The following is a 24,242-nucleotide window of genomic DNA, read 5'->3' as shown; positions in this document are numbered from 1 at the left end:
CACATCCTGAAGGAGTTTTAGTAGCTTTGCGCGTTCCATGTAGCCTCGCAGGCATTTGCCAGTCCACGCTAGCCGGAAGCCCCGCCGGTTAACACCCCAAAGTTGGCATGGGCGCGGGTGGTGCACCGAAATGTTGCCGGTGGCGCCATGCTTGTTCCGCCGACATCCTCCGCAAAAGGCCTTCGCGATCGGCGTTCAGCAAGGTAGACCGTTGCCCTCAATCTTCTGGATCAGGAATGAAAACCTCGTCCCTCACCGACATGACCGGCCCCCTAACTTCCACGTGACGATTCAGATGCCGGTCGACCATCCTTCGCACGTCGCCACCTATTCGTCTTGGAACCAAAATGAGTTCGGCATCGAGGGCAGCGCATATTGCATTCAGGGTGGCGACCTCTGGGTTCGCCTTACCCGCCTCGATGGTCGAGACCTTGCCCTGTGAGATGCCCGCAAGGTCAGCGACCGTGGCTTGGCTCATGTTGGTCGCCTCCCTCAAAATCCGAAATCTGCTAAAGTCGACACCGTGAATCATTCGACCATCCTCCTGCCCGACGATATACCGTATAGGGTATGCTTGGGCGGATGTATACCTTTAACGGCATAACCGGCAAGAAACGGGTTCTCGGACCACTCTACCAACTGAGTTTGCTCCATTGGCTGACCTTCTTATGCTATGTTCAACGGACGGCGTTGCAGATGGATGAGGGAAACGGAGATGGCGACCGGTCAGGCTTTACGTGATCGCTACCGGCTCAGATGGATCCCCGTCGGAATCGACGCGGATCAACTGGAAGCTTATCGCGGCTACCTGGATATGACGGAGGACGAGCGCTCTGTGATTTCTAAGACCTTAAGCTTTGACGAACTCGAACTTCTGCTGGAATTCGAGACGGCAAGGGCGATGTACCTCTCCCCTGAAGACAGAGATCCAGGAAGCATCACCGAAGCGAAGGTCGCCCGGTATCCCGAGCGGTATAAGTGGAAGTGATCCGCAGAGAGGCTCTTTGAAGCTTGCGGCTTTAAACACCTCAATTGCTGCCACATCAAACTCCCAGGGAGCCAGGCGCCAAAACCGCAGGTGCTACTTTGGGTCCCCGGTCATACCCACAGAGCCCGGGACTACCTGTCGGGCGGAACCCGAATTATCTGCAACCCTCGCGGATACGGAAACGAACGAGAGATGGATGGATTCCGGCCAGCTTTCGTCATGGACTTATTAAATGAGAGCGCACCGAAGCTGGAGTCGGTGTTTACGGTTCGTGCTGCAGAGATATTGGCTCGCCAAGCAAGTTCTCGACGCCGACCCTCCGATCGTGGTGATCGAAGAGAAAGGCCGATATTTCCGAAAGTTCCTTGTCAGACAATGTCGCAAACCGTCCGCCCAAGGAAATAAAATGGGACTTGACGCGTGAGGACATCACCTCGAAATCGGATTCGCTGACGTGTTTTCCCGCGCCGACGGCGCTGTATTCGCGGGTGTCTTCCGCATCATCGTCTTCCTCGGCCCACCTCATCCTCAGCTTACCGCACCGTGATCCATGTCGGCGCGTGGTCGCTCGAATGCTCCCAGGCCCGCATCTCGGGCATAGGCATTTCGAAAGTAATCCCAGAACGTATAGATGCGTTCGTCGGGATGCACGGTTCGAAGGGCGTCTGTCCAACCTTGCGCGACGAGGTCTTTGAACGCAGTTCTTGACCTCCGGTCGAAACAGCGCATCGTTGACCCAACGCTCCGGCTTGTAGACATCGAGTTCGGTCGGCATGACGTTATAGTCCCCGGCGAGAACCACGGGCACGCCGAGTTCGAGAAGGTCGGCGGCGTATTCCGTCAGGCGCTCGAACCATCTGAGTTTATAGTCGAACTTGGGACCCGGAGCGGGATTGCCGTTCGGCAAATACAGGCAGCTGATGATCATGCCGCCGACCGCCGCTTCGATATACCGACTATGGCTGTCGTCGGGATCACCCGGCAAGCCGCGTCGGGTTTCCAACGGCTGCCCTCCTCTCGCGAGGATCGCCACGCCATTCCAGCTCTTCTGGCCATGCCATATCGCGCTGTAACCAGCTTTCTCGATATCGGCGATTGGAAACTTCTCCCGAGGCGCTTTCAGCTCCTGCAGACAGACCACATCCGGTTTTGCCTCTTCGAGCCATCGCACAAGCACGGGAAGACGACCGTTGACGCCGTTCACGTTGTAGGTCGCGATCCTCATGCTGCCTCCTTGAACATGTCCACCGAGCATGAACGCGCCGAAGCCGATAAAGATGCGAATTGGATCGCGCGGCCAGGAACAAAGGTGACGACATCCCGTTGAATCGCTTTGATTACGAGGAATCCGCAATGGCACCGCGTGCGCAGTGGAAAGGCTTTCTGAAATTTGGCGAAGTGACCTGCCCCATAGCGTTGTTCACGGCCGCGTCGACTTCCGAGCGCATTGCATTTCACACGCTCAATCGCGCCACCGGCAACCGCGTCCGTAGAGAATTTGTGGACAGTGAGACCGGCAAGCCGGTCGAGCGGGATGATCAGGTTAAGGGATACGAAGCCAGCAACGGCAAATATGTCGTCCTGGAGCCCGAGGAGGTTGCAGCCGCAGTTCCCCACAGCGACAAAATCCTCGATGTCCGAGCGTTTCTCGATTGCGACGACATCGATGACGTCTACTTTGACAAGCCCTATTATATCGCACCCGTCGACAAAACCGGCGAGGAAGCATTTGCGTTGCTGCGCGACAGCATGGAAAAGAAGAAGGTCGCGGCAATCGCCCAGACCGTTCTGTTCCGTCGTCTCCGAACGCTTTTGATCCATCCACACGGCAAGGGCCTCGTGGCGACAACTCTCAATTTCGATTATGAGGTGCGGGATTCAAAAGACGCCTTTGATGAAATTCCGAAAATGGAAATCAAGGGCGAGATGTTGGACCTCGCCAAGCACATCATAGACACCAAGAAGGGCACATTTGACGCAAGCGCCTTTGACGACCGCTACGAGTCAGCACTTGCCGATTTGGTGAAAGCAAAGCTCGAAGGCAAACCCCTCCCGGTCCGCAAGGAGCAAAAGCCCGCGAAGGTTACGGACCTCATGGAGGCTCTGCGACAGAGCGCTGGGTTCGGGTCAGGCAAAAAGCCAGCCAAGACCGCCGGAAAGACCAAATCAGCCCCGAAGAAATCACGGGCCAAAACCAAGCCATCGCCCGCTCCGCAGCGAAAGGCAAGCTGAACCATGGCGCTCGAAAAATATCGAACCAAGCGGGATTTCGCCAAAACATCGGAACCAGAGGGCGGAAAGCCGACCGCAGCTGGAAATAGCTTTGTAATTCAGAAACATGCGGCCCGCCGACTGCATTATGATTTCAGGCTTGAATTGGACGGCGTTCTCAAATCCTGGGCAGTTGCCAAAGGCCCGAGCCTGGTTGCCGGGGAGAAACGGTTGGCCGTGCACGTCGAAGACCATCCGCTCGACTACGGCGATTTTGAGGGTACGATCCCGAAAGGCGAGTATGGCGGTGGTACTGTCATCGTTTGGGACCGGGGCACCTGGACACCGGATAAGGACCCGGCAAAAGCTTATGCCAAGGGGCACCTGGATTTCGAACTTCATGGCGAGAAGCTGGGCGGGAAATGGCATCTGGTCCGGATGGGCAAGAGGGCCGGAGACAAGAACGAGAACTGGCTGCTGATCAAAAGTGACGACGACGCTGCACGACCCGAAGGTGCTGATGATATTCTTGAGGAACGTCCCGAGTCCGTGAAAACCGGCCGTACCCTGGACGAAGTCGCCGGAGAGGCTCCAGGTTGGTCGTCAAAGACAGGCAAGATTGAAAAGCCGAAACACGCAAGAGTGAAAGCGCCTGCGACGGTCCAGAAGGTCGTTGACGTCCCATCTGAGCCTTTAGCGCCAAAGGTCGCGAGCGTTGAGCCCGCTTCGCTCAAGGGGGCGAAGAAAGGCTCCCTGCCGACCTTCATCGATCCAGCCCTTGCGACGCTGGTGACGAAGCCGCCTGCGGGCGAGCGCTGGATTCACGAAATCAAATTCGACGGCTATCGGCTGCAGGTCAGGATCGAGGCCGGTCGCGTAAAACTGCTGACACGAAGCGGGTTGGACTGGACGGCGAAATTCGGAAACGAGATCGTTTCCGCCTTCAAGCAATTGCCGCTTGGCACGGCGCTGATCGATGGTGAGCTTGTGGTGGAGTCGGGAGCTGGAGCCTCGGATTTCTCGGCTTTGCAATCCGATCTCAGTGACGGCCGCACAGACCGCTTCATCTTCTACGCCTTCGACCTTCTTTATCTCGACGGGTACGATTTGCGTGCCGCTCCACTGATACAGCGCAAGGACCTGCTTGGTCGGATTGTCGGAACCGACATGGGGAAAATTCGGTTCAGCGGTCATTTCGATGCCAACGGTGACCTGATCCTCAAGCATGCGTGCCGTCTTAGCCTCGAAGGCATTGTCTCCAAGATTACCAGTGATCCCTATCGCTCCGGTCGCGGCAAGGGATGGGTGAAATCAAAATGTTCGTCGCGACAGGAGATGGTGGTTGGCGGTTTTGTGCCCTCCTCGACGTCCAAAAATGCCGTCGGCTCGCTTGTTCTTGGCGTTTACAACGACGGCAAGCTTGAACACGTTGGCCGCGTCGGCACCGGGTTCACCAACACCGTCGCGGAAGCCATTTTCAAGCAATTGGATCGCATCAAGACGGGGGAAAGCCCGTTTGCGGCACGTCTGTCGTCAGAGGATGCGAGGCTTGTGCAATATGTAAGACCGGAACTGGTCGCGGAAATCGAATTCCGTGCCTGGACCGGCGATGGCCATCTGCGCCATGCATCCTTCCGAGGCATTCGCGAAGACAAGGACCCCACTGAAATTGTTCGCGAGACGCCAAAGCAATCTCCCGTCAGCACTGAGCCCAAGTCACCGAAGCGAACAGTCACTCTCACCCATCCCGACCGGGTATACTGGCCCGACGAGGGTGTAACCAAAGAGGGTCTCGCCGATTATTACACCGAGGTGTGGCGGCATATCGCGCCCCATATTGTCGGGCGACCGCTTTCCCTTCTGCGATGCCCCAATGGCATCAACGGGCAGCAATTCTTTCAAAAGCACGCATGGAAAGGATTGAACAAGTCTATCGTGCTCGTCCGCGACCCGCAGGACGCAGATGGAGAACCGCTGATCAGTGTCAACGATCTTGATGGGCTGCTCGGCCTGGTACAGGCGTCGGTGCTGGAGATTCACCCGTGGGGTTCGATGGTCGGCAACTGGGAGAAGCCGGATATGATCATCATGGACCTCGACCCCGGACCAGGTGTGACCTGGCCGCAGATTATCGCGGCCGCAGAAGAAACGCGGCAACGCTTGGCGCAAGCAGGGCTGGCTTCCTACGTAAAGACATCGGGCGGCAAAGGTTTGCACGTTGTTGCGCCATTGAAACCCAAGGCCGAATGGCCAGCGGTCAAGGCGTTTACAAAGGCGATGGCCGATCAGATGGCTGCTGACAGTCCAGAGCGGTTTGTTTCAACCGTCGCCAAGGCAAAGCGGCCCGGCAAAATCTTGGTGGACTATTTGCGAAACGGTCGCGGCCAAACCGCCGTTGCCGCCTACTCGACCCGTGCCCGGCCAGGAGCTTCGGTTTCAATGCCGCTCGCGTGGGAAGAATTGAGCCCGGGTGTGGGACCCGCCTACTTTACCACGGCCAATGCCCCGACGCGGCTGGCGACCTTGGCTTCCGATCCTTGGGCGGAGTTCAAGGCAGCGGCAGTGCCGTTGGAAGCGCCTAAACCAAGAAGAGGTAAGGCAGCCTAACGCTTGCTCTGGCGGTCGGATTTAATGCTGTTGCGCAGTGCGTCCATGATGTTGATGACGTTGCTCGGCGGGGCCTCGGTCTCTGGTGCCGCCTTGGTCGGACGCTTGTCGCCCTTCTTCTTTTTCGAGGCGATGATGTCGAGCAACTTATCTTGCACCGGATCGGTGACCATGGACGGGTCCCAGGGCTTCGTGCGCTCATCGATAAGTTTGTTGACCAGCGCGACCATCGCTGGGTCGATTGTTTTGGCCTTGATGCCCTCGAAATAGTCGCTCTCGTCGCGGACCTCATCACCGTATCGGAGCGTCCAAAGTACGATCCCCTCACCTCTCGGTTCAAGCATCACCGCACGCTCGCGGCGATACAGCACCACGCGTGAAATCCCAACCATATCGGTGGCTCTCATCGCTTCGCGGATCACTGAAAATGCTTCCTCGCCGACCTTTTCGTTTGGGACGAGATAGTGCGGCATATCCAGCCAAATCCATCCGATGCTGGCACGCGGCGTGAACACCTCAATGTCTATGGTGCGGGTACTTTCCAGCGCGACGGATTCCAATTCGTCGTCTTCGAGCATGACATATTCGTTCTCGCCTCGCTGATAGCCTTTGACCTCGTCTTCGTCGTCAACTTCCTTGCCGGTGACGGTGTCGACGAAGCGGCTGACGACGCGGTTGTTCGTCGCTCGATTAAGAGTGTGGAACCGGACTTTCTCAGTGTCTGAGGTCGCAGGTGTCATTGCGACGGGGCAAGTCACCAGTGACAGCTTTAAGTAGCCCTTCCAAAAGGAACGCGGTGCCATGTCGATCTCCGTGGGACGAGATGGAACGGCGATATCGCAAATTGGTTCCCCTGGACTATGATCCGAACCCAAATCGCAAAGGGAGCGCTTATCATGGGTCAGCGCAGTGCCGGGCTTTTGATCTATCGACATATAAATAATGTCCTGGAAGTCCTGCTGGTTCACCCCGGCGGGCCATACTGGGCGAAAAAGGATGACGGTGCTTGGTCGATCCCAAAGGGCCTCGTGAACGATGCTGAGGACGAATTATCGGCCGCCAGGCGCGAAGCGTTCGAAGAGCTTGGAGCCGACATTAACGGCGAGTTTGCTGCGCTCGGCGAATATCGTCAGCGCAGTGGTAAGACCGTTGTGGCATGGGCCGTCCAAGCGGATTTCGACGCTGACGCCATCGTCAGCAATTCGTTTGAGATCGAATGGCCGCCACACTCCGGCAATAAGCGGACGTTCCCCGAAATTGATCGCGCCCGGTGGCTTCCCATCGCTGAAGCCGAACGCAAAATTCTCAAGGGACAACTTCCGATCCTCGCTTCGCTCTTGAGGCTGATTGATTCGTGACCGTACTCCGGAAAGGGCTATCCTCTGTCGACGGATGCCCGTCCGTGGACCATTGGCGAAGACTGGCTCGAAAGCTCCATGGCATTCCGATCATGCCAATCGCACGACGATACCGAACGTTGACGTTTCGACCCCGGGCGCTACGTCCCATGGTAAGATTCAGTCCAAGTCCTTTGACCTGCACTGAATTTCGACAAGGAAAGGGATATCGATGGGAACGATCTTGCTCATTGTGCTCATACTTATAATCTTGGGTGGCGGTGGCGGGTACTACGCCCATGGCCGATACGGCGGTCGGGGACTGGGCGGGGTCCTCGGCCTGGTTCTCATTATTCTTATTGTGTTGTGGTTGCTCGGTGGGCTTCATGGCTTCCCGAGCGGAGCCGCCGTTTAACGAACTATCGCGACTTTGCATTCGAGCGCCCCAAATAGTCCGGGGCAGCCCTTCTTTTGCATCGCAATGCTCGGTTGGATTGATCGCAACGACCGCTCATGGCCCATTCCGGTCGTTGGCTCTGTCGGCCTGTCTTACTGCTTGTTCAATGCGTAAGAGTCGAGGTAACCGCATGCAATACAACGAAACGTAGTGACGTCATAAACTACCTTGCCTTTAAGGCTCAATCCAGAAAGCCAGCTTTTCTCGGGCTTACCTGCAACCCAAGTCTCGGCTGATAAGACAGGGCCATCCCCTTTCTCAAGCAAAAAACCCTCTTCCATGTCCGAGTTACATTTACTGCATTGGTAGGACATATCCTTGACCTTCTAAACGTGATTTGCAGTGCCGCTTGTCGGCGAACGGCTGCTTGTGGCGCGATCCGGAAGCCTACGCGCTTCCGGATTCTCGGCTTCGATAGAAACATTTCGGATTTGTCGAGCTGAGTGTCGTCCCTTTTGGCATGGCCGCTTCGGTCGGAAATTTGGTCAGAGGCGGTTCGATCCGGCAGGCCTTCAAGTCGGTGAAGCTTTCCTCTAAGTGAATGCTGATGTCAAAGATTGCTCATGCCACCATCGATGATCAGCTCGCTTCCGACAATATATCTCGCCTCGTCGGAAGCCAGGAAGAGGACTGTCTTTGCGACTTCACTAACATCGCCGAAGCGGCCAACCGGAATCTGACTTTGTATCTGGGTGGCCATCGCCTTTGAGTCGGCCTCAGACATTCCCAGCTTGCCATAGAGCGGCGTCATGATTGGCCCCGGACTTACCGCATTTACGCGGATGCCACGGCCGATCAGTTCACCCGACAGCGTCTTTGCGAGTGTTAGCAGTGCGCCCTTCGTGAGCGAATAAACAGTGGAATTAGGCATGCCAATGTGGGCGTTGATCGAGGTATTGAGGACAATCGAGGCGTTCTTTGAAAAGATCGGGAGCAACGCCTGGATCAGGAAGAACGGGCCTTTGACATTGATGGCGATGGATTTGTCGAAGCCAGCCTCGGTCCAACCCTCAAGCGGACCGAACTCGGCAACCCCGGCATTGACGAATAAGATATCGAGTGCACCGAGTTCATTCCTTACCGCCTCGGCCACAGTTGCCTGCACTGCCAAATTGCCCGCGTCGGCTTCAATAACGAATGCGCTTGCGTCAAGCTCGGCACGGGCGAACTCCACGCTTTTCGCGCTGCTCCCGGTAACCGCCACGCGAGCGCCTTCGGCGATGAATTGTTTCGCGGTTTCGAGACCTATCCCGCTTGTGCCACCGGTAATTAGCGCTGTCTTGTTTACTAGACGTGACATGATGTTTTTCTTTCCAAAGTTGTCTATTGGCATCTAATGTAACAAGACTGGCTTGTCCATATTAGTCGGCAAATGGAGGAGTTGGAATTCGGAAACGCCGAACGGTCGCGAAGACGAGCTATGGCAGCCAGCTCCTGCGCCGTCGACTTATTCTCAACTATCGAACGTTGCTTGGCACACTGAGATAATCCGAGTGCCCGAATGCGGAAGCACGCTGGAGACGGCTTTCGGGAATCATCGTCGCGATAAGGTACGCTACCCGGCCACATGAACGTCAACGACCGTGCGAAGGTCGGTCTGTCCTTCTTGGGGCCATTTGGCGACGGGTCCGCCGAAAAGGGTGCTAATGCTGCGCTGGATGTCAGATTTTAACACCACACACTGCTCGGTGAATGTTCGCGATGCACCCGTCGCTCAGCAAGCGTCCGCTAATGGCGCAAACGCGAAGCTGATCAGAGGCAGCCACCGGCCCGAAGCAGTCGCTGGACAAGTGCGCTGCTAAGGGGCAGTTTGGTCTGTACAAAGCGCTCTTGATAGGTTCGGACACGATGTGATGATCATTTTGGATGTTGTTGCAGACGTTCGGTGAGAGCATTTCACACGACTTCTCGATGAGCTTGCCGACGGTGCCGACAGCGTTGGCTTTGTTATTCAAGGAAAAGCCGTTTCCGAAGTGGTTCAAAATCTTTTGGATCAACTCGACGGTGACAAGCTGAGAGATAATTTAAGCGGTGAGTGGCCGGGAACCTACGCTGAGCGAAGGTAAAGCTCGGGTTTTGGAATTTTGCCCGAATAAGCGGGTGTTGCAGACATTGGTGAGCTTTGCAGGCAGCCTGTTCGACTGGTCAACGCCTTCGCTACCTGAAGACCTCTTCATCATGGCGGCTGGTGTTGCAGTTCTAGAAACAGTCGGCCATGAACGATTTGCGTTCATTCGGACGAACACAATGTCTCGTTTCTTGCGCACGCTTGTAGAGGGTGCTCTGGTCACCGTTTCCGCCTAGCACTCTTTCGTTCTCGGCCCTTTGCAGCCATCGCAGTGAATCCCAATCTGAGGTAGTGCGGCCTCGAATGGGTCTAGTGGCCCGTTTGGTTTGATGGCCCGAAGCGTTCCCCTCTTCGCTGCTCGCGCGACGGATTATGAGGTCGAACGTTGACAATCCGATCACAACGATAAGCCTTACCGAGATCAGACACGACTTCGATCTCGCATAATGCCTTCGCTGGACCAATAATAGAAAACGTGACGTAAGCGTCGGCGAACCAGTTTCGCGGCATCGCGTTTGCGTCCATCAACCGAAAAATCGCTCCTCGATAGTAGGCAGCGGAAGCGCCGAACCCTGCGTTGTCGGGTAACGTGATGGCGCTCCGTAAGTTGAACTGAATTTGACGCTCATTGCAGTCTACGAGGAAACCGAGGTATTGGCCCAAAGCCCAGTACCCATCGAGATCGTTATACCTGCTGATAAATGTCTCAAGAATATCGTGGCAGATACCCTTGAACTGTTTTCTTCTGGCCATTGGAGAGCTAACCTCGGCGCTGCCCGGTAATCTGATATCTCACGGCAAAAATAGCGGCTTACATTGCGATAGCAACAGCTACAAGAGTTTGATCGGAACTTGGTTTTGTCGCCCTCCGGCCGCGTACAACGGTCACTGACCTATGGTTCACTATGTTCCGACGAAGGCGGTGGCTGCGAGCAACATACCCGTGAGAATGTTCCCTAGAAACAGGCGATAATTTACATCGGGGCGCGAAAGGTCGATGCGCCAAGTCTGCCAACTAAGATGCGCAACGATCATCAGCATTCCGATGAAGTAGGACAGTGACATCCCAATCATCCATCCTCCAACCGACCATGCCGCGACCGTCAGGATGTAGAATGTGCCGATGAATACCCTGCCGCGTTCACCGAAAAGGATCGCTGTCGATTTCAAACCCAAGCGAGCGTCGTCTTGCATATCGACGTAAGCATAAACGGTATCATAGCCGATCTGCCATGTGACGGCTCCGAGCCACATCAGGACTGCACCGGTCGGAATCTCTCCTGCAACCTCCGACCATGCCATGAGCATTCCCCAATTGAATGCCGCGCCAAGAACGGCTTGCGGCCAATGCGTGAAACGCTTGCAGAGGGGGTAGATGAAGACGAGCGGCAGAACGCAGATTGCGACCAGGCGCGTATAGGGCGTCAGGAAGAACAAAAGCGAAGCGGCCAGTACAAGCTCCGCCACCAGGAAGAGAACGGCCTGTGGGACATTGATTTGCCCGCTCGCCAAGGGTCGAAATCGGGTGCGCTCTACGTGGCCGTCGAATTTTCGATCTGCGATGTCGTTGACCGTGGAACCGGCACTTCTCATCAGCAGTGCGCCGAGGGAAAAGACGATGAGGTGGCGAAGTTCTGGAATACCGTGCGATGCTTGGACGAGCGCGGCCCAGCAGGGGAAAAGCGTGAGCCATATGCCGACAGGGCGGTCCAGCCGTGCGAGCCTTGTGTAGGGTCGCCATGCCAGAGGCAAACGCCGATCTACCCAGTCTCCTCGTTTAATATCGCTCAGGTCTGGGTGGCTTAAAGTGTTCATCTTCTCAATCCGGCAGCTATATCGAGTGGGCAAAATAGAGAGTTTTGAAGATGCGGCAATGGCTGGTATTGGCGGCGCATTCCTGTCCCCGTTTTCCGCCTCCGACCGTAGCGACGCTACGCCTGTCGCTAGCGCAGGGACAGTTTTCGCTCTATTGGAGCTTTATCAGTCCTGCTGTTGTTGGTCCGAAGCCGCAGCCGCGATAGAATTCTTCGAGGTGAGGTTCGAAGTCGACGTGCAGCCATCGAGCGCCGCGTAGTCGTGCAAGGCTCTCGGCCTCACGTACAAGACGGGTGGCGATTCCTTGTCTACGGAAACCTGGATGAACGCAGGTATCCAAGATAAATGCGTGGACGCCTCCGTCCCATGCAACATTCACGAACCCGATGATTTTCGTTCCTTCATATGCTCCCACATGACCAAGGCTACGAGATAGAATGTCTGCGAAGCGAGGTGGCACAGGATTTCCCCAAACCGCCAACCAAAATGGACTGATGTCAAGATTGGAAGGAAAGGGGTCTACCTTAATTTCCAAATGCTGCTCCTCATGTGGATTGGTCGGGTTAGTCAGATTGAAGCGAAATTTGCAATCGTTTCCGCAGGCCCAATGCGGTCAACCAGCACCCGCTGAAGAACGATTGATGGCCTCGCCGGTTTCTCGGGCTGACGTCTGTAACCGAGGAATTGAAGAAAAAGGCGTATGAACTATTCTCACTTAATCGAGTGTTCCAATCAGTTGTACAAGCTCGCCGAGGTTATTAATTCTCCGGAACCGAGGCGTTGAAATGGATGTCTCGAAATGCTCCACCACCCATGTTATTGGCTGGGGCACATGCACTCCCCAGTAGCCCGCCTCAAGGGCAGGTATCACATCGGATTTCAAGGAGTTCCCAACCATCATCGCTCGCCCCGCCCGCATGCCGTGCCTCTCCGATATCCGGCGATAGGTCTCCACATTCTTGTCCGAAACGATTTCCACGGCCTCAAAAAATTTTCTCAGTCCCGATTCCTCTAGTTTCCTCTCTTGATCAAAGAGATCGCCCCGCGTGATAAGCACCAATCTATAGATACCGGACAGCTCAGCGAGAGTTTCAGCGACATGCGGGAGCAATTCAATTGGGTGCTTCAACAGTTCGTGCCCACTTGAAATGATGCTCTTAATCAAGCTGAGAGGTGCTCTGCCTCCGGTTAGTTCAATGGTGGTTTCTATCATGGATAGCGTAAAGCCTTTTACGCCAAAGCCGTAAAGCGGTAGGTTGCGGAGTTCCACCTCCCGCAATTTTTTCGTGATTTCGGCGTCGTCGCCAAATCCGGCGAGTAGATTGATCAGCCGTTGTTCAGCTTGCCTGTAGAAATCAGCGTGCTCCCAAAGGGTGTCATCGGCATCAAAACCGATCAAGGAGAATTTTCCATCAACGGACATAGGTCAGCTCCCTCTATTTTATTGCCTGCTTGCATGATTTGAAATCCAGTGAACGTTCATTGACATCTGCCCGTTGCGTAATGGCTCGCTCTTTGCGTGTCCTCTTTGCGAGGCCAGGTTACGGCACCGCGCCGCTGCGTGGCACGAATTTCTGTCTTCAAGGGGATCAACGTGTCGCCGAACCTCCATCGCGAAGGACCCGCCGCGAGCGTGACATCAAGCGTGACAGGGTGTTTTCTGCTCATTCTTTGCGCAGACTGCGCGTTGATACAATTCCCGCAATTGGTATGCTGCTAACAGCAACTGTCAATGCGTCTGGGGATAGCATGTACAAGCAAAGATTGGAGAGATTCTATCGGGACCACCCGAGAGGATTGGCTAACAGTCCGCAGAAAACGACGGAAGTTTTCACAGCCCACGCGTCAGCAACCAGACATGAGACTGACACATTGGACGAAAAGAAGCACATTCAGGACCCGGAGGAGGTCGGCGTTAGCGTTTTGAGATTGCCGACGGCCCTTGTCGCCGAACCCAAGACAATGCATGAAGAGCGCAGTTGCACGGGGGATTAGAAACCCTTCTGTCCAAGCCCATCAGGAGCTGACCCTGGCGCACATCCTCACACAAACAGAACGAAACAGCGCGTCGGGAAGCGGCCGCATGCCAGAAGGCGGGTTCAACCGGCTGGTGCCGGAACTGGACGTCGCGGACATAGACGCGAGCCTCAAATTCTGGTGCGACTGTCTTGGATTTCGCGTCGCTTACGACCGTCCAGCAGCACACTTTGCCTATTGCGAGCGGGAGGGTGTGCAGGTGATGCTCTGCCAAATAAACGGCGAATGGCTCACCGGTCCTTTGGAGCGGCCCTTCGGGCGAGGAATTAATTTCCAGATCACTGTTTCCGATATCGAACCGCTGCTTGCCAGGCTGAAACGGGCAGATTGGCCCCTCTTCCGCGACGTCAAGGAAAGCTGGTATCGCATTGGTGACGAGGAGCAAGGATCGCTGGAATTCCTGGTGCTTGATCCGGACGGCTATCTTGTCCGCTTCTCGCAGGCCCTCGGTTCAAGGGCTCCGCCATCCCCGAGGCTTTGAGCCGGAAATCCCTTAATTATGCGATGACTGGCGGCTTTTGGCGAATTTCGGAAGCTGCCCATCTTCCGCGAACCCTAAGCTGCCATCGGTGTTGCGCCCACGAGAACGAGATTATGAACCGGAGCGAAAATATGAGGGTCGGGAAATCAATATCGCGCAGTCGGACCTTTGTCGTGCTAGCCGCTTGCTGTCTGGCGTCGAGCCTTTGGGCAACCACGCCCGTCCAGTGCCAGACCATCTCCACTCCGGCAGGAGAGCTACGTGTCGGAATGACCGAAGTGGCTGTGACGCGCCTTTTCCAAAAGCCCGTATATGAGGAAAAGGCGGACGATGGCAGAGTTCTTAGCCGCTCTCTTAGTTTCTCCTCTGGCCGTCACTGGTTCGCGGTCAAATTGACAGGCAAGGGCGTCGTTTATTACATTGCCTCCGGACAGTCGTCTTCGGAAGGTTCTATCGGTCAGCAGTCCGCAGAGCAGATGTTTCGACAATACCTTCGCGATTACGGTGCGCCCGAAAGGCCGGTCAATCGCATGGCCGACAGCGGAATAACGTTGAGAGGCTGGGAGACAAGTCAAGGTCTGACAATCGTGATCGGGCTTCATTGCGACGAAACGATGCTGGGAGTTGAAGTCGCGAATTACCAGCGCCAATTCACTGACGACGGCATTCGGGACGACAGGCAGCAGAGGATGGGCATGGGGATCGACACATGGTGTTTTTAAACTGAGGAGCAACTATCGCCTCACCGGTCTCGGCGGCGGGTTCAATAGCAGCCTGCCGGGAATTTAATCAACTACGCCCGGGGTCAGGACGTACATATTGGTTGGTGCACCGAGTAGCATCACCTCCCGCTCGAAACAAAATCCGCATTTTTCAAGGACCCGTTTGGAGGCGGCATTGGCAGTGCGAACCAATCCAATCACCCTGATCGCCTGCAGGTCGTTGAAGGAGAAAGCCAAAGCGGTGTTCACCAATTCGGTGGCATAGCCATGGCCCCAGCTTTCGGGGTGCAGGTGATATGACAGGTTCAGGCCTTCAAAATCCTTCGAAACGGTGACGCCGCCAAAACCGATGAGCTTTCCGTCAACCTCAACCGCCCAACGGCCAAATCCATGATCGTTCCAGTGGCCTATGTCACGTGCCAGCCGGGCAGCACTTTCTTCAGGGGAGTCCGGTCTCGGGTCGGGGCGATGCGCAACCAGCTCTAGGTGAGAAAACAGGTCCGTCAGGAACTGGCGATCTTCCTCTGCGGGAGGCCTCAGTAGCAATCTACCTGTGCGCAGTGCTTCGGATAACCGTCTTCCATTGACGTTGTTTGCAAACATGGGCTGGATTTGCTCGAAATTGAATTGAGAGGCATTTTGTCGATCACCTGACCAGCTTTAGAACCGGATCGGGAGGTGGCCATATTTCCTACAGTTCGGCGTTCAATGCCACCATCAATTGGGAGAATCACATTGGCCGTCATTGGAATGGATCATATTCAGTTGGCGATGCCGGTCGGATGGGAGGACCCCGCTCGCGGGTTCTATGAGGGGCTGCTTGGCCTGAGCGAAGTCGCAAAGCCACCGCATCTCGCCGCCAGGGGTGGATGTTGGTTCGAGGCCAATGGCGTCAGAATTCATTTAGGGGTTGAGGATGATTTTTCGCCTGCAAGGAAGGCCCATCCGGGTCTCATCGTCAGTGACCTCCGCTCCCTCGTGGCTATGCTGGATGGTGCCGGGTTTCCGACATCGCCAGACCAGCCGCTAGAGGGATATGACCGAAGATACGTCAGCGACCCTTTCGGCAATCGAATCGAGCTGATGCAGCTCAAATGAAATTACAGATGACTATTTCGAGAACGGAACCTTGGGAAGACGATGGCCATACCAGTGACAACCTATTCACAGATCAACCTGACCGGAGAGATACAGGGCGTTCTGCTGGTGCCGGACAGCTCGAACGAATGGGGCATCGTCGTCCTCAGCGGATCAAGCGGGCGCGTCGATGTTCAGCGTGCTTCCCTCTTCGCCAGCCTCGGAATCACGGCGCTGGCATTGCGATGGTTCGGCGGTGAAGGCCAAACTCCCGGACTCTGTGAAGTCCCGCTGAAGACTTTCGTCAGCGCCATCGACGAGCTTTGCCACCGTGGCTGCAAGCACATCGCAATCATCGGAACATGCAAGGGCGCGGAAGCAGCTCTGCTTATAGCTGCCCGTGACCACCGCGTCGAAATGGTCATTGCGATCAGTCCGACCTCCGTCGTTTGGGGCAATATCGGACCGGGGCATGACGGCATCGCCTGGCCAGAGCGGTCCTCTTGGACGTGGAGGAACGAGCCCCTCGCTTTCGTGCCCGCCGATCCTTCCTGGGTTAAAGAGTACAAGGACGGCCTTGTTTCCTATCGCGGAMTGTTCGAGCACTGCCTGACGCGATTTGCCTCTTATGTTCCAGCCGCCACCATCCCGGTGGAGCAAATTGATGCCAAGGTCGTTCTCATCGCTGGCGGGAGCGATGCGCTCTGGCMGTCGGAGGCATTTGCGYGTTCCATTCTTCAGCAGCGGCAAATGTTCGGGAAAGACGCCGAATTGGTCTGCGACGCCGACGCCGGACATCGGCTTTTGCTCCCTGGAGAGACAACGCCAAGGTCTTCGCTACATGCGCATGGCGGCAGCGATGAAGCGGACGCAAGACTTGGCCGATCCGCCTGGGCGGCCATTATCCAAGCGCTCGGCCTGGAAAGCAGATGAGACAGCAACGCCAATTAACCTGCGGTAATTGGGGGGCAGCTGTCAAATGACATCGGCGAGCGCCCGTTCGCTCACCTGGCTGACTGAACCATTGCGAATCCAAAGCGGTTCCCCGATGCATTCGATTTTATCTCTCGTGACTATCACTCCTTCGCCATCGGCACATGCGATGATCGGTCTGGACGTAGAGGCACTATAGCGTAGCAAGTCGGCGAGATAAGTTGGCATCGCTTGCAGATGTGGGAAGAACTCAAACGGCACCAGACTGAGCGCAGTCGCGCCTCGTACATCTTCAGGGCGGCCACCGGAAAATAGAGCATCCGTGGCAATCGTCGGTGTCATCAAGATCGCGCCCGCGCTGGTGCCGATCAACACGCCGCCCTCTGCTGCCCAATCATGCAACATATGGATTGTCGAACTGCGCTTCATCCGCTTAAGGAACGCGCCAGTATGGCCTCCTGACAAATGAATAGCATCGCAACTTAAAAGCGCTTCCACGTCCTCGTGGCTATGAGGCTGGTCGAGATCAAAAAACACGGAAAGCTGAACACCAATCCTAGCATAATACGCCTTGCGCTCTTGGAAAAAGCGACGACCAACTTCGGGGCCGGACGGAATGTATCCGATACGTCGGCCACGTCCTTCGTCCGCCAGCATCTTCAACAGACGGACATCAATTTTTGAATTCTCCGGAATAACCTGATCACTGTAGAGCGCCAGATTTACCATTCTGTTTCCCCCAAATTGCGTTGCCCTGACAGAGCCCGCGTTTTCAAAACGGAGGTCGGCGGCCACGAAACAAAGTCGATCCGGTCAAACGTGATCTTGAACGGCTCGATTGGCCTCGCCGCGAAAGCCAACGCAGCCTGTCGCCGTTCGCTGCTGATTGCCGTTGCCACTGTCAAATGCGGTCGCCAAAGGTCAGGGCTGTAGTGCGGATCGCACAAACCGGGGTCCGCGAATGATTGCACCCTCTCGTGAAGTTCGAGGAGGCGTTGATCATGTTTTGGGGATAGCCACAGCACGAGCGGATCGGTATCGAACGCGGATATCTTGTCAAATGTCAGCTCGAACGCCCCCTCACCCGCGAGGGTATCGATTTTCGCGCCGATATCATCGACAACAATCGCAGCATACCGACTGAGCGTGATGTGGGGTACGTAGCCTAAGGTGCGGATTGATGGCGAGCTTTCGAAAGCCGAAGCCTTGTCGACCAACGCCCAAAACGGCTGCGCTGTAGATTGTGTGGATAGCGTAACGCCAAACATGGCAGAAACCTCGCGACAAACTTCGATATTGCCCCTAACCATAAGCCTCGATCATTGCCTTTAAATCAAAGCCACATCGGCTGCACCCAAGTGCCGGTCATCGATCAGCAGAGGATGGCGCGGGCCTCAGTGCAACGGACGATAGCCCCTAGTGATTTGCCGAAGAGAATATTCGTGCCAGACACTTTACCTGTTTTGTTAATGCTGAACTGCTCTGCCAGGTTATTTGCCTGGCAGATTCCGTCAATCCGGACGACACGCTCGGTCTATGTGGCGGATCACACGGTTGGCGATACGATTGAGGAAATAGCACGGCATATCCTGCGGACTGCGCCCGCTCGCTTTGCGATGGCCGGATTTTCCATGGGAGGTTACATCGCGTTTGAGATAATGCGGCAGGCCGCCGACCGCGTTGAACGACTGGCGCTCCTCAGTACGAGTGCGGAAGCTGAGAGCGCAGAGCAACGAAAGACGCGGGAAGAGCGTATCGCACGCATTGCTACAGGTGAGGTTGGCAGTTGGATCGAAGAGCGGTTCAAGCAGCTTGTTCACCCCTGCCGCGCCGATGACCAGGGCCTTTTAGCGATTTACCGGCAGATGGCGCTCTTTGATAACGGCCGAGATGCTGCCCTCCGGCATCTCAAGGCCGCCTCTGATCGCGCGAATTCGATCAGTACCTTGTCGATGATTACCTGCCCTACTCTCGTTGCGGTTGGAGATTCAGATCATGTCGCGCCAGTGGCCTCGGCGCGAAAAATGGCTGACGGCATTCTGAATGCTGATCTTGTCGTCATTCCAGAATGTGGACATCTGTCGCCGCTAGAGCAGCCGGACGGCGTCTGGACTGCCTGTCAACATGGCTCAAATTGGAAGCCTCGTCCGAGAACTAATACAAACCCACCAGAGATAGCAGTATCCGTGGGTCACACACACTTGGCACCCCGCAACGAAAGGCGTCCGTGGTCTGCGAGTTCATCCGCCCGCTCGTTGCCATTAATGCCGGAATGGCCTTTGCACCAGGCGACGGTCACCAGGTGGCTGTGGGATAACTGAAGGTCGATTGCTTTCCAAAGCTCCGGGTTGGCTATCGTTCGGCTTCGGACATTCGCATTCGGGCCTTTTTTCCTCCAGCCGTTGTTCTTCCAAATATGTCGCCAGCTGTTGCAGCCTCTAACCGCATAGACGGAATCGGACCAGATGACGGCAGCTTCGCCTGCTGCGTTACTATTGATCCAGGTGGCCGCCTTGAGCAGGGCGATCAGTTCCGTCGAATTGTTGGCGGAATCTCGGACGCCGCCGAAGTCAGACGCGATTTCCACCCCATCGCGGTAGGCGACAAATGCCCACCCTCCCTGCCCGGAATCGGGTTCATAGCAACCGTCCGCGAAGACGTGAAGGCCGCGTTGAGTACGCGGTATTCCTGCTGTATTCGCAGGGGAGCGGGGCTTGTCAGAAATGTCGGTCATGCGTGGTACGGGACGTTGAGAGCAGTCGGAATGCGGGTCATCGGCGAGAGACAGAGTTGGAACTTCCGGATAGTTTATTCTGAAGGCGGACTGAAGACCGGATTTCAAGGAACGAAACGACGTACCCCGGAACTTTGCACCAGGTCGACTAAATGCAGGTATACAGAGATGATCATCAAACGCCAACGCCGGTCCGCCTGGCAATTCCTTTTGCTACCCTTGCGGCTCGTCATAGCAGTGCTTGTTATAATCAGCGAAATCGCCCGACCGGTGTATCGACCGCTCGTAAACTGGTTCTCCTCGCTTTCTGTCGTAAAACACTTCGGCGAGTTTGTCGGTTCGTTGCCGCGAGCCGTCATTCTCGTTCTGTTTGTTGTGCCGATTGCGATTGCCGAGCCCCTGAAGGTTTACGCTTTATTCGTTATTGCCAGGGGCCATGTAATTTCCGGGCTCGTAATTATCGCATTGGCTCACCTGATGAGCTTCCTCTTGGTTGAACGTCTTTTTCACGCTGGCCGCGAGAAGCTACTAACTTACGGCTGGCTCAAATGGACAATGGATCGCGTTGAGACCATTCGAAACTGGGTTACCGAGATGAAAGAGAGCACCATGGCGACGGTGCGCGGTTGGCTTGAATCGCGTCAGAGGCCTTAGGCGACGCAGAATTCTTCGAATTTATTCACGTTGTCTCCTTCCCAATGCTGCCGATTTAGGAAGGAACATGCCTGCCCTCCCATGGCTATCTATGGGTTCGGCGTGCATCGGGAGTGTACCTATCGCAATCAGCGGTAGTTTGGTGTCCCACATCACCGCCAAGCTTTCATCAGAGTGAATTATTGGCTAATTTCCCGACGCACCGCAGAACTCCCAGCTTACCTTAACCAACACCGGTATCCTTTCGTCCGTTGATATTACTGACGTAAGACTTCGCACACGCCCGTCCTTACTCCCCTGCTTGAGGACGCCAAGCTCTCTCAAAGGATACTGAGCCAGTTGCAGACCTGATCGGTCTGTCATTAAGAACGTGCGCTGGTGGGGAATCATGCGTAAAATCAGCAGATGACAGCCGATGGCGCATTTGAGCCGTAACCGCAGTCGGCAAACTGAGGTCTTACAACCTTGAGCATTCGATGAGACGACAATCAGTATCGCCCTCCCATCGAATTTTTGGCCTTTGTTAGAACGTATGGCGGTCTTCGCTTCGGGGGTCGCTGTTAATCTGATGAGGGGTGTAAAGATCGGCGCGAGCTTTTCTCCTCCATGGTCGGGCCAGATTTTTCGGATCGGACCTGACGTCTGCAATAGCAATTGAAGGCTGACCATTTCCTTCGCATTGCGCTGCCCATCGACCGTCCGGCCCCGCTATCCCTGACGGGTTAGTGACACTTTGCGGCGAGTGGGCGGAATAACTGACCCAATAGCTGTTGCTGGCCGCGTGGCCGAGCGCTTCTGCTGAAAAGGACGACGCTGGCGCATTCTCTGAGATTTCGCCCGTCGTGGAGAATAGAACGCATTCGACACTAAGGCGCTCGTATTCAATGAAAATCTCCGGATAATGCGCCTCCATGCCGAGCGAGCACCCGAAGCGAATACCATCAACATCGAAGGTCACCGGGACTTTCCCAGGCGAGTACATGAATGAGATTTTCGTATGCGAAAGCATTCGCTCATCATAGCGGTCAATAAGTTCCCCGTGATCGGAGAGCACATAGAGGCTGTTATGCGGCCGATGTGGCGGGGTGAGCCTGTGCACGGAACCGACTATCGTCCATAACCGAAGCTCCCTCGCAAGTTTGCTGATTGCGTCAAGCTCTTCGCTTAGATCATCCCATTCAAAGCGATTCCAATCCGCTGAACCGATTTCTCTTGGCCCGTTCGCGGACATTATACGTTTGTTGGGCGAACACGTTGCGCCCTCAGGGAAGTGTATAACTCTCGCCCCGGCTCCATGTGCCTCACGCATTAGGCTTCGAATTTCCAGCCCGCTGGCGCGAAGCGCTTGGATATTCCGGGGGTCGTTATAAAATGTCGTTTGTGCCACCGCCACCCGGACAGACTTGATGTCGTCTTTGTCGCTCTCCGGCGACGGCGACGGCTTGCGAACATTGCTCAGCGCTGCAGTATAGGATTCGCCCGTTTTGGCGGCTCGGGCGCGTACACGACGTTTGAGATTTCCATTTTGGGTCATTGTCAGGCCTCTCACATTCGAACGTAAGTTCCCCAGCAACGACGCCCGAAGCAATTGGACCAAGATAGCGACCCGAGACTGAAGTCCCTTTGCCTCCTTTTATGGCCGTGCTGGGGACGGCCTCGGGAGGTTAGGCGCTGATCACGCCAACGCAAAGATGGCTGCCCTGATGGTGATTCGTCAACCTATTTTGAGTGCCGGACGGGAGTGCCTGCAGGACGCTGCGGTGACCTCTGTTGCGGCGATCTGACCAACTGCAGTCTTCCACTGTCGGCACGAAGACGGGCGTCAGCCAGAGGACGCTTGCGTCAGGAACTCCGTTTCCAGAAGTCCCATCATCACATCGTCGTGCCACACATCGTTCACGAACGCAGCTTCGCGCTCCAGGCCTTCAACTACGAAGCCGCATTTCTCGTAGGCCCGGATCGCGCGTGTATTGTACTGCCGCGCTTGTGGCGCGAACCGGAAGCACTCGATCCTCCGACGTTGGCCCAGCGGGATATCACGGCAGGTGACAGTACAAGTTTCTATGTGCAGATTGCGGGTTCACTATTCGGAGGTTGCTTTGGCGGAAATTGCATGTGCTGCCTTTGTCAGGGATGGCTTGGTTCTTCTGGTAAAGCGAGCGTCGCACAAAACTTGGTACCCAAATCATTGGGACCTGGTGGGGGGTCATGTCGAGCCTGGCGAGAGCGTCGAGGCTGCCTTGGTACGTGAGGCACAGGAAGAGGTCGGCCTTACCCCCGTACGGTTTCGCTGGATAGCCGAGCTTTCAGAACTGCAGACAAGCGACGATTTCCGTACCCGCTATCATGTCTACGCGGTGACTGCTTGGGAGGGTGGAGAGCCAACGTTGCTGGGCGACGAACACACGGCTATGCAGTGGGTCACAGCGTCGGAAGCCTCAACTCTTGAAGGCATCGCTCATCCACAGTATTTGCATGTTTTCCGCGAATTGAGCCAGTCAATTGCATCGGCGGCATTTCGACCAGGCGGAAATACAGGGTAAAAAACATGCTCGCGGATGAGACGGCCCCATGCGTTAATCGGTTTGACCGCGATGGACGGGGTAGTGGCGAACGCGGCGCTGCCAAGCGGCTTGTCGTGCCCCAATGCACCGCTTACGTGTCTGCGTTACCCATTGAATTTGCTCTCCGGGCGGGAATCGATCTGCCCGTAAGACGCGTGACAAGTTCCTGATGGATATTTGGCGAGGAGAACACGACTGCGTCCCCGCAAAGATCGACGGGGACATGATCGGGGACTGCGACAAGATTGCTTCGAACTGCTCCTGCCTCGGTAGCAATGAGCCCCGCCGCAGCCACATCCCAGGGAAACAGCGTTTCGGTATGAGCATCAAGCCGACCGGCTGCGACATAGGCAATATCTAAGACGGGCGACGAACTACGGCGAATATCCTGGCAGTTTTGAAGAAGCGTCCTGAAACGGTCTACCAGCGGCCCGACATCGTTCTTTTCGTGCGGGAATCCTGTGCTGACGACCGCGTCGGCAAGGCTAATTGGACGCGAGGTCCGAATTGCCTTGCCATTCAGAAAAGCCCCACGATCCCTTACCGCAGTGAAAGTCTCCCTCAAAGCAGGGGCGTGTACGCAACCAACCTGCACAACTCCGCCAACCGCGAAGGCAATGGATACCGCGAAGTAAGGGTGCCCTCTGACGTAGTTCGCTGTTCCGTCGATTGGATCAACGATCCACAACGGGCCTGAATAGTCGAAACTATGGCTACCCTCATCTTCTTCGGAAAGGATACGGTGGGCGGGAAATGCGGACCGGATGTAAGTTGCGATAATGTCGTTCGCCAATAGATCGGCGGCGGTCACCGTCTCACTCTTACCCTTGTAGCGTACGTCCAGGCGGCAAGATTCCCATTGATCGAGAACCGCTTCTCCAGCCGTCACGGCGGCTGTTTGTACCAACGAGAGTATTTGGTCGTTATCGATCATCCGAACCCCTGGGGCGGCGACTACTGAGCGGTAAGGACGCGGCCGCTTTCGTCGAACAAAAGCGCCATACTGATCGCGTCGATAAACCGACCATCGATGCACGCCGCACGTCGAACTATTCCTTCCCGCATGAACCCCACATTTTCGTAGAGGGCGATTGCTCGGGTGTTATCTTCGTAAACGTCGAGCTCAACCCGAACAATATCGCTTTCTCGTGCGGCCGTTAATGCCGCCTCAATTAGCCTTCGCCCTAAACCTCTGCCCCGATAGGTAGGAATGATACCCATTCCGAGGCTCCCACGATGGGCGTGTGATGGAAAGAAGTGTCGACGAATGTCACACCAGCCGACGACTTCCTCCCCAACCATAGCAACAAATTGCGGGTTTCCTTTTTCGATCATGCCCATCACGAAGTCACGCGTCTCAGGCAATGGAGTTGCCTCCAGCATCGTCAGATATTTTCTCTCCCGCGCAACGGAGTCGAGGGCACGGTGAAAGCTGTCAATATGTCCAGGAGCTATTGGCCGAACGCTGACGTTTGAAGTGTCTGACAATGGCCCGGTTTCCACTTCGCTCCCCTTCTGCGGAACCATCGCCGCACCGCTCGCGTCCACTTACACCAC

General features: G+C 55.7%; 26 protein-coding genes and 3 pseudogenes. 12 read left to right on the top strand and 17 right to left on the bottom strand.

Annotation, left to right across the window (positions count from 1 at the left end):
- Positions 1 to 217: 217 nt before the first annotated feature.
- Positions 218 to 532: a helix-turn-helix domain-containing protein gene (locus AB4Z52_RS22835; protein ID WP_442220181.1), complete on the bottom strand. Its 315-nt coding sequence runs from the start codon at positions 530 to 532 to the stop codon at positions 218 to 220.
- A gap of 183 nt (positions 533 to 715) precedes the next feature.
- Between AB4Z52_RS22835 and AB4Z52_RS22830 the strand changes: the two genes are divergently transcribed.
- Positions 716 to 988: a hypothetical protein gene (locus AB4Z52_RS22830; RefSeq protein WP_442220180.1), complete on the top strand. Its 273-nt coding sequence runs from the start codon at positions 716 to 718 to the stop codon at positions 986 to 988.
- A gap of 262 nt (positions 989 to 1,250) precedes the next feature.
- On the opposite strand, the gene AB4Z52_RS22825 is transcribed toward AB4Z52_RS22830, so the two are convergent.
- Both AB4Z52_RS22825 and xth read right to left on the bottom strand, forming a co-directional pair.
- Complete coding sequence (locus AB4Z52_RS22825) at positions 1,251 to 1,514, bottom strand: hypothetical protein (protein WP_442220179.1); 264 nt, start codon at positions 1,512 to 1,514, stop codon at positions 1,251 to 1,253.
- A 7-nt stretch (positions 1,515 to 1,521) separates the two neighbouring features.
- Positions 1,522 to 2,213, bottom strand: a pseudogene (xth, locus tag AB4Z52_RS22820) (exodeoxyribonuclease III).
- Between the two features lie 128 nt (positions 2,214 to 2,341).
- Here xth and ku (AB4Z52_RS22815) point away from each other — a divergent pair.
- Positions 2,342 to 3,220, top strand: coding sequence for a non-homologous end joining protein Ku (ku, locus tag AB4Z52_RS22815; RefSeq protein WP_442220178.1), 879 nt, complete (start codon positions 2,342 to 2,344; stop codon positions 3,218 to 3,220).
- A 3-nt stretch (positions 3,221 to 3,223) separates the two neighbouring features.
- A complete protein-coding gene (ligD, locus tag AB4Z52_RS22810) occupies positions 3,224 to 5,806 on the top strand; it encodes a DNA ligase D (protein ID WP_442220177.1) in 2,583 nt (860 codons plus the stop codon).
- Here ligD and ku (AB4Z52_RS22805) read toward each other — a convergent pair.
- A complete protein-coding gene (gene ku, locus AB4Z52_RS22805; RefSeq protein WP_442220176.1) occupies positions 5,803 to 6,609 on the bottom strand; it encodes a non-homologous end joining protein Ku in 807 nt (268 codons plus the stop codon). The genes ligD and ku (AB4Z52_RS22805) overlap by 4 nt on opposite strands.
- 93 nt (positions 6,610 to 6,702) lie before the next feature.
- On the opposite strand from ku (AB4Z52_RS22805), the gene AB4Z52_RS22800 reads away from it, so the two are divergent.
- Together AB4Z52_RS22800 and AB4Z52_RS22795 are read left to right on the top strand one after the other, a co-directional pair.
- Entirely contained in the window at positions 6,703 to 7,164 is a 462-nt protein-coding gene (locus AB4Z52_RS22800) for an NUDIX domain-containing protein (RefSeq protein WP_442220175.1), read from the top strand.
- Between the two features lie 205 nt (positions 7,165 to 7,369).
- Positions 7,370 to 7,558, top strand: a complete 189-nt coding sequence (locus AB4Z52_RS22795) for a DUF3309 family protein (protein WP_442220244.1) — start codon at positions 7,370 to 7,372, stop codon at positions 7,556 to 7,558.
- 592 nt (positions 7,559 to 8,150) lie between these two features.
- On the opposite strand, the gene AB4Z52_RS22790 is transcribed toward AB4Z52_RS22795, so the two are convergent.
- From AB4Z52_RS22790 to AB4Z52_RS22770, 5 genes are all read right to left on the bottom strand, one after another.
- Positions 8,151 to 8,900 (bottom strand): SDR family oxidoreductase, encoded by a 750-nt coding sequence (locus tag AB4Z52_RS22790; protein WP_442220174.1) that lies wholly within the window; start codon positions 8,898 to 8,900, stop codon positions 8,151 to 8,153.
- A 1,077-nt stretch (positions 8,901 to 9,977) separates the two neighbouring features.
- Entirely contained in the window at positions 9,978 to 10,421 is a 444-nt protein-coding gene (locus AB4Z52_RS22785) for a hypothetical protein (protein ID WP_442220173.1), read from the bottom strand.
- A gap of 150 nt (positions 10,422 to 10,571) precedes the next feature.
- Complete coding sequence (gene ubiA, locus AB4Z52_RS22780; protein ID WP_442220172.1) at positions 10,572 to 11,483, bottom strand: 4-hydroxybenzoate octaprenyltransferase; 912 nt, start codon at positions 11,481 to 11,483, stop codon at positions 10,572 to 10,574.
- Between the two features lie 151 nt (positions 11,484 to 11,634).
- Positions 11,635 to 12,018, bottom strand: coding sequence for a GNAT family N-acetyltransferase (locus AB4Z52_RS22775; protein ID WP_442220171.1), 384 nt, complete (start codon positions 12,016 to 12,018; stop codon positions 11,635 to 11,637).
- Between the two features lie 180 nt (positions 12,019 to 12,198).
- On the bottom strand, positions 12,199 to 12,906 hold the full coding sequence (locus AB4Z52_RS22770) for an HAD family hydrolase (protein ID WP_442220170.1): 708 nt from the start codon (positions 12,904 to 12,906) through the stop codon (positions 12,199 to 12,201).
- A gap of 660 nt (positions 12,907 to 13,566) precedes the next feature.
- On the opposite strand from AB4Z52_RS22770, the gene AB4Z52_RS22765 reads away from it, so the two are divergent.
- Complete coding sequence (locus tag AB4Z52_RS22765; RefSeq protein ID WP_442220169.1) at positions 13,567 to 14,001, top strand: bleomycin resistance protein; 435 nt, start codon at positions 13,567 to 13,569, stop codon at positions 13,999 to 14,001.
- Between the two features lie 269 nt (positions 14,002 to 14,270).
- Positions 14,271 to 14,723 (top strand): hypothetical protein, encoded by a 453-nt coding sequence (locus AB4Z52_RS22760; protein WP_442220168.1) that lies wholly within the window; start codon positions 14,271 to 14,273, stop codon positions 14,721 to 14,723.
- 63 nt (positions 14,724 to 14,786) lie between these two features.
- On the opposite strand, the gene AB4Z52_RS22755 is transcribed toward AB4Z52_RS22760, so the two are convergent.
- The gene (locus tag AB4Z52_RS22755) at positions 14,787 to 15,326 is read right to left on the bottom strand and encodes a GNAT family N-acetyltransferase (protein WP_442220167.1); all 540 of its coding nucleotides are present in this window, start codon (positions 15,324 to 15,326) and stop codon (positions 14,787 to 14,789) included.
- A 132-nt stretch (positions 15,327 to 15,458) separates the two neighbouring features.
- On the opposite strand from AB4Z52_RS22755, the gene AB4Z52_RS22750 reads away from it, so the two are divergent.
- Both AB4Z52_RS22750 and AB4Z52_RS22745 read left to right on the top strand, forming a co-directional pair.
- Positions 15,459 to 15,821, top strand: coding sequence for a VOC family protein (locus tag AB4Z52_RS22750; RefSeq protein ID WP_442220166.1), 363 nt, complete (start codon positions 15,459 to 15,461; stop codon positions 15,819 to 15,821).
- Positions 15,822 to 15,863: 42 nt separating this feature from the next.
- A complete protein-coding gene (locus tag AB4Z52_RS22745; protein WP_442220165.1) occupies positions 15,864 to 16,733 on the top strand; it encodes an acyl-CoA thioester hydrolase/BAAT C-terminal domain-containing protein in 870 nt (289 codons plus the stop codon).
- A 42-nt stretch (positions 16,734 to 16,775) separates the two neighbouring features.
- On the opposite strand, the gene AB4Z52_RS22740 is transcribed toward AB4Z52_RS22745, so the two are convergent.
- A complete protein-coding gene (locus tag AB4Z52_RS22740; RefSeq protein WP_442220164.1) occupies positions 16,776 to 17,462 on the bottom strand; it encodes a Type 1 glutamine amidotransferase-like domain-containing protein in 687 nt (228 codons plus the stop codon).
- Positions 17,456 to 18,001: a 2'-5' RNA ligase family protein gene (locus AB4Z52_RS22735; RefSeq protein ID WP_442220163.1), complete on the bottom strand. Its 546-nt coding sequence runs from the start codon at positions 17,999 to 18,001 to the stop codon at positions 17,456 to 17,458. The genes AB4Z52_RS22740 and AB4Z52_RS22735 overlap by 7 nt, the downstream gene beginning before the upstream one ends.
- Before the next feature lie 114 nt (positions 18,002 to 18,115).
- Here AB4Z52_RS22735 and AB4Z52_RS22730 point away from each other — a divergent pair.
- Positions 18,116 to 18,781: pseudogene (locus AB4Z52_RS22730) on the top strand (alpha/beta fold hydrolase); the annotation flags it as partial.
- 143 nt (positions 18,782 to 18,924) lie between these two features.
- Here the strand turns inward: AB4Z52_RS22730 and AB4Z52_RS22725 are convergent.
- Complete coding sequence (locus tag AB4Z52_RS22725; RefSeq protein ID WP_442220243.1) at positions 18,925 to 19,467, bottom strand: ribonuclease H family protein; 543 nt, start codon at positions 19,465 to 19,467, stop codon at positions 18,925 to 18,927.
- 168 nt (positions 19,468 to 19,635) lie between these two features.
- On the opposite strand from AB4Z52_RS22725, the gene AB4Z52_RS22720 reads away from it, so the two are divergent.
- The gene (locus AB4Z52_RS22720; RefSeq protein ID WP_442220162.1) at positions 19,636 to 20,121 is read left to right on the top strand and encodes a hypothetical protein; all 486 of its coding nucleotides are present in this window, start codon (positions 19,636 to 19,638) and stop codon (positions 20,119 to 20,121) included.
- 523 nt (positions 20,122 to 20,644) lie between these two features.
- On the opposite strand, the gene AB4Z52_RS22715 is transcribed toward AB4Z52_RS22720, so the two are convergent.
- Both AB4Z52_RS22715 and AB4Z52_RS22710 read right to left on the bottom strand, forming a co-directional pair.
- Positions 20,645 to 21,655 carry a carbon-nitrogen hydrolase family protein gene (locus tag AB4Z52_RS22715; RefSeq protein WP_442220161.1) on the bottom strand — a complete coding sequence of 337 codons (1,011 nt, stop codon included), beginning with the start codon at positions 21,653 to 21,655 and terminating at the stop codon, positions 20,645 to 20,647.
- Between the two features lie 288 nt (positions 21,656 to 21,943).
- Positions 21,944 to 22,096: pseudogene (locus AB4Z52_RS22710) on the bottom strand (GNAT family N-acetyltransferase); the annotation flags it as partial.
- 124 nt (positions 22,097 to 22,220) lie between these two features.
- Here AB4Z52_RS22710 and AB4Z52_RS22705 point away from each other — a divergent pair.
- The gene (locus AB4Z52_RS22705) at positions 22,221 to 22,664 is read left to right on the top strand and encodes an NUDIX hydrolase (RefSeq protein WP_442220160.1); all 444 of its coding nucleotides are present in this window, start codon (positions 22,221 to 22,223) and stop codon (positions 22,662 to 22,664) included.
- Between the two features lie 112 nt (positions 22,665 to 22,776).
- Here AB4Z52_RS22705 and AB4Z52_RS22700 read toward each other — a convergent pair whose 3' ends face one another.
- Both AB4Z52_RS22700 and AB4Z52_RS22695 read right to left on the bottom strand, forming a co-directional pair.
- On the bottom strand, positions 22,777 to 23,619 hold the full coding sequence (locus AB4Z52_RS22700) for an inositol monophosphatase family protein (protein WP_442220159.1): 843 nt from the start codon (positions 23,617 to 23,619) through the stop codon (positions 22,777 to 22,779).
- Positions 23,620 to 23,639: 20 nt separating this feature from the next.
- A complete protein-coding gene (locus AB4Z52_RS22695) occupies positions 23,640 to 24,188 on the bottom strand; it encodes a GNAT family N-acetyltransferase (RefSeq protein ID WP_442220242.1) in 549 nt (182 codons plus the stop codon).
- Positions 24,189 to 24,242: the final 54 nt, after the last annotated feature.

Source organism: Rhizobium sp. 2YAF20 (assembly GCF_052114685.1).
Classification (GTDB): Bacteria; Pseudomonadota; Alphaproteobacteria; order Rhizobiales; family Rhizobiaceae; genus Rhizobium.
Note: the sequence above shows the minus strand (reverse complement) of the source record. Positions and strands in the feature narration are given on the sequence as shown.

Excerpts from the sequence above, each read along its gene's own strand:
- AB4Z52_RS22825 (WP_442220179.1), bottom strand. The coding sequence starts at position 1,514 with ATGAGGTGGGCCGAGGAAGACGATGATGCGGAAGACACCCGCGAATAC.
- AB4Z52_RS22785 (WP_442220173.1), bottom strand. The coding sequence starts at position 10,421 with ATGGCCAGAAGAAAACAGTTCAAGGGTATCTGCCACGATATTCTTGAG.
- AB4Z52_RS22715 (WP_442220161.1), bottom strand. The coding sequence starts at position 21,655 with ATGACCCAAAATGGAAATCTCAAACGTCGTGTACGCGCCCGAGCCGCC.
- ubiA (WP_442220172.1), bottom strand. The coding sequence starts at position 11,483 with ATGAACACTTTAAGCCACCCAGACCTGAGCGATATTAAACGAGGAGAC.
- ku (WP_442220176.1), bottom strand. The coding sequence starts at position 6,609 with ATGGCACCGCGTTCCTTTTGGAAGGGCTACTTAAAGCTGTCACTGGTG.
- AB4Z52_RS22800 (WP_442220175.1), top strand. The coding sequence starts at position 6,703 with ATGGGTCAGCGCAGTGCCGGGCTTTTGATCTATCGACATATAAATAAT.
- AB4Z52_RS22765 (WP_442220169.1), top strand. The coding sequence starts at position 13,567 with ATGCCAGAAGGCGGGTTCAACCGGCTGGTGCCGGAACTGGACGTCGCG.
- AB4Z52_RS22740 (WP_442220164.1), bottom strand. The coding sequence starts at position 17,462 with ATGGTAAATCTGGCGCTCTACAGTGATCAGGTTATTCCGGAGAATTCA.
- AB4Z52_RS22720 (WP_442220162.1), top strand. The coding sequence starts at position 19,636 with ATGATCATCAAACGCCAACGCCGGTCCGCCTGGCAATTCCTTTTGCTA.
- AB4Z52_RS22735 (WP_442220163.1), bottom strand. The coding sequence starts at position 18,001 with ATGTTTGGCGTTACGCTATCCACACAATCTACAGCGCAGCCGTTTTGG.
- ku (WP_442220178.1), top strand. The coding sequence starts at position 2,342 with ATGGCACCGCGTGCGCAGTGGAAAGGCTTTCTGAAATTTGGCGAAGTG.
- AB4Z52_RS22755 (WP_442220167.1), bottom strand. The coding sequence starts at position 15,326 with ATGTTTGCAAACAACGTCAATGGAAGACGGTTATCCGAAGCACTGCGC.
- AB4Z52_RS22760 (WP_442220168.1), top strand. The coding sequence starts at position 14,271 with ATGACCGAAGTGGCTGTGACGCGCCTTTTCCAAAAGCCCGTATATGAG.
- ligD (WP_442220177.1), top strand. The coding sequence starts at position 3,224 with ATGGCGCTCGAAAAATATCGAACCAAGCGGGATTTCGCCAAAACATCG.
- AB4Z52_RS22770 (WP_442220170.1), bottom strand. The coding sequence starts at position 12,906 with ATGTCCGTTGATGGAAAATTCTCCTTGATCGGTTTTGATGCCGATGAC.
- AB4Z52_RS22790 (WP_442220174.1), bottom strand. The coding sequence starts at position 8,900 with ATGTCACGTCTAGTAAACAAGACAGCGCTAATTACCGGTGGCACAAGC.
- AB4Z52_RS22725 (WP_442220243.1), bottom strand. The coding sequence starts at position 19,467 with ATGACCGACATTTCTGACAAGCCCCGCTCCCCTGCGAATACAGCAGGA.
- AB4Z52_RS22835 (WP_442220181.1), bottom strand. The coding sequence starts at position 532 with ATGATTCACGGTGTCGACTTTAGCAGATTTCGGATTTTGAGGGAGGCG.
- AB4Z52_RS22700 (WP_442220159.1), bottom strand. The coding sequence starts at position 23,619 with ATGATCGATAACGACCAAATACTCTCGTTGGTACAAACAGCCGCCGTG.
- AB4Z52_RS22830 (WP_442220180.1), top strand. The coding sequence starts at position 716 with ATGGCGACCGGTCAGGCTTTACGTGATCGCTACCGGCTCAGATGGATC.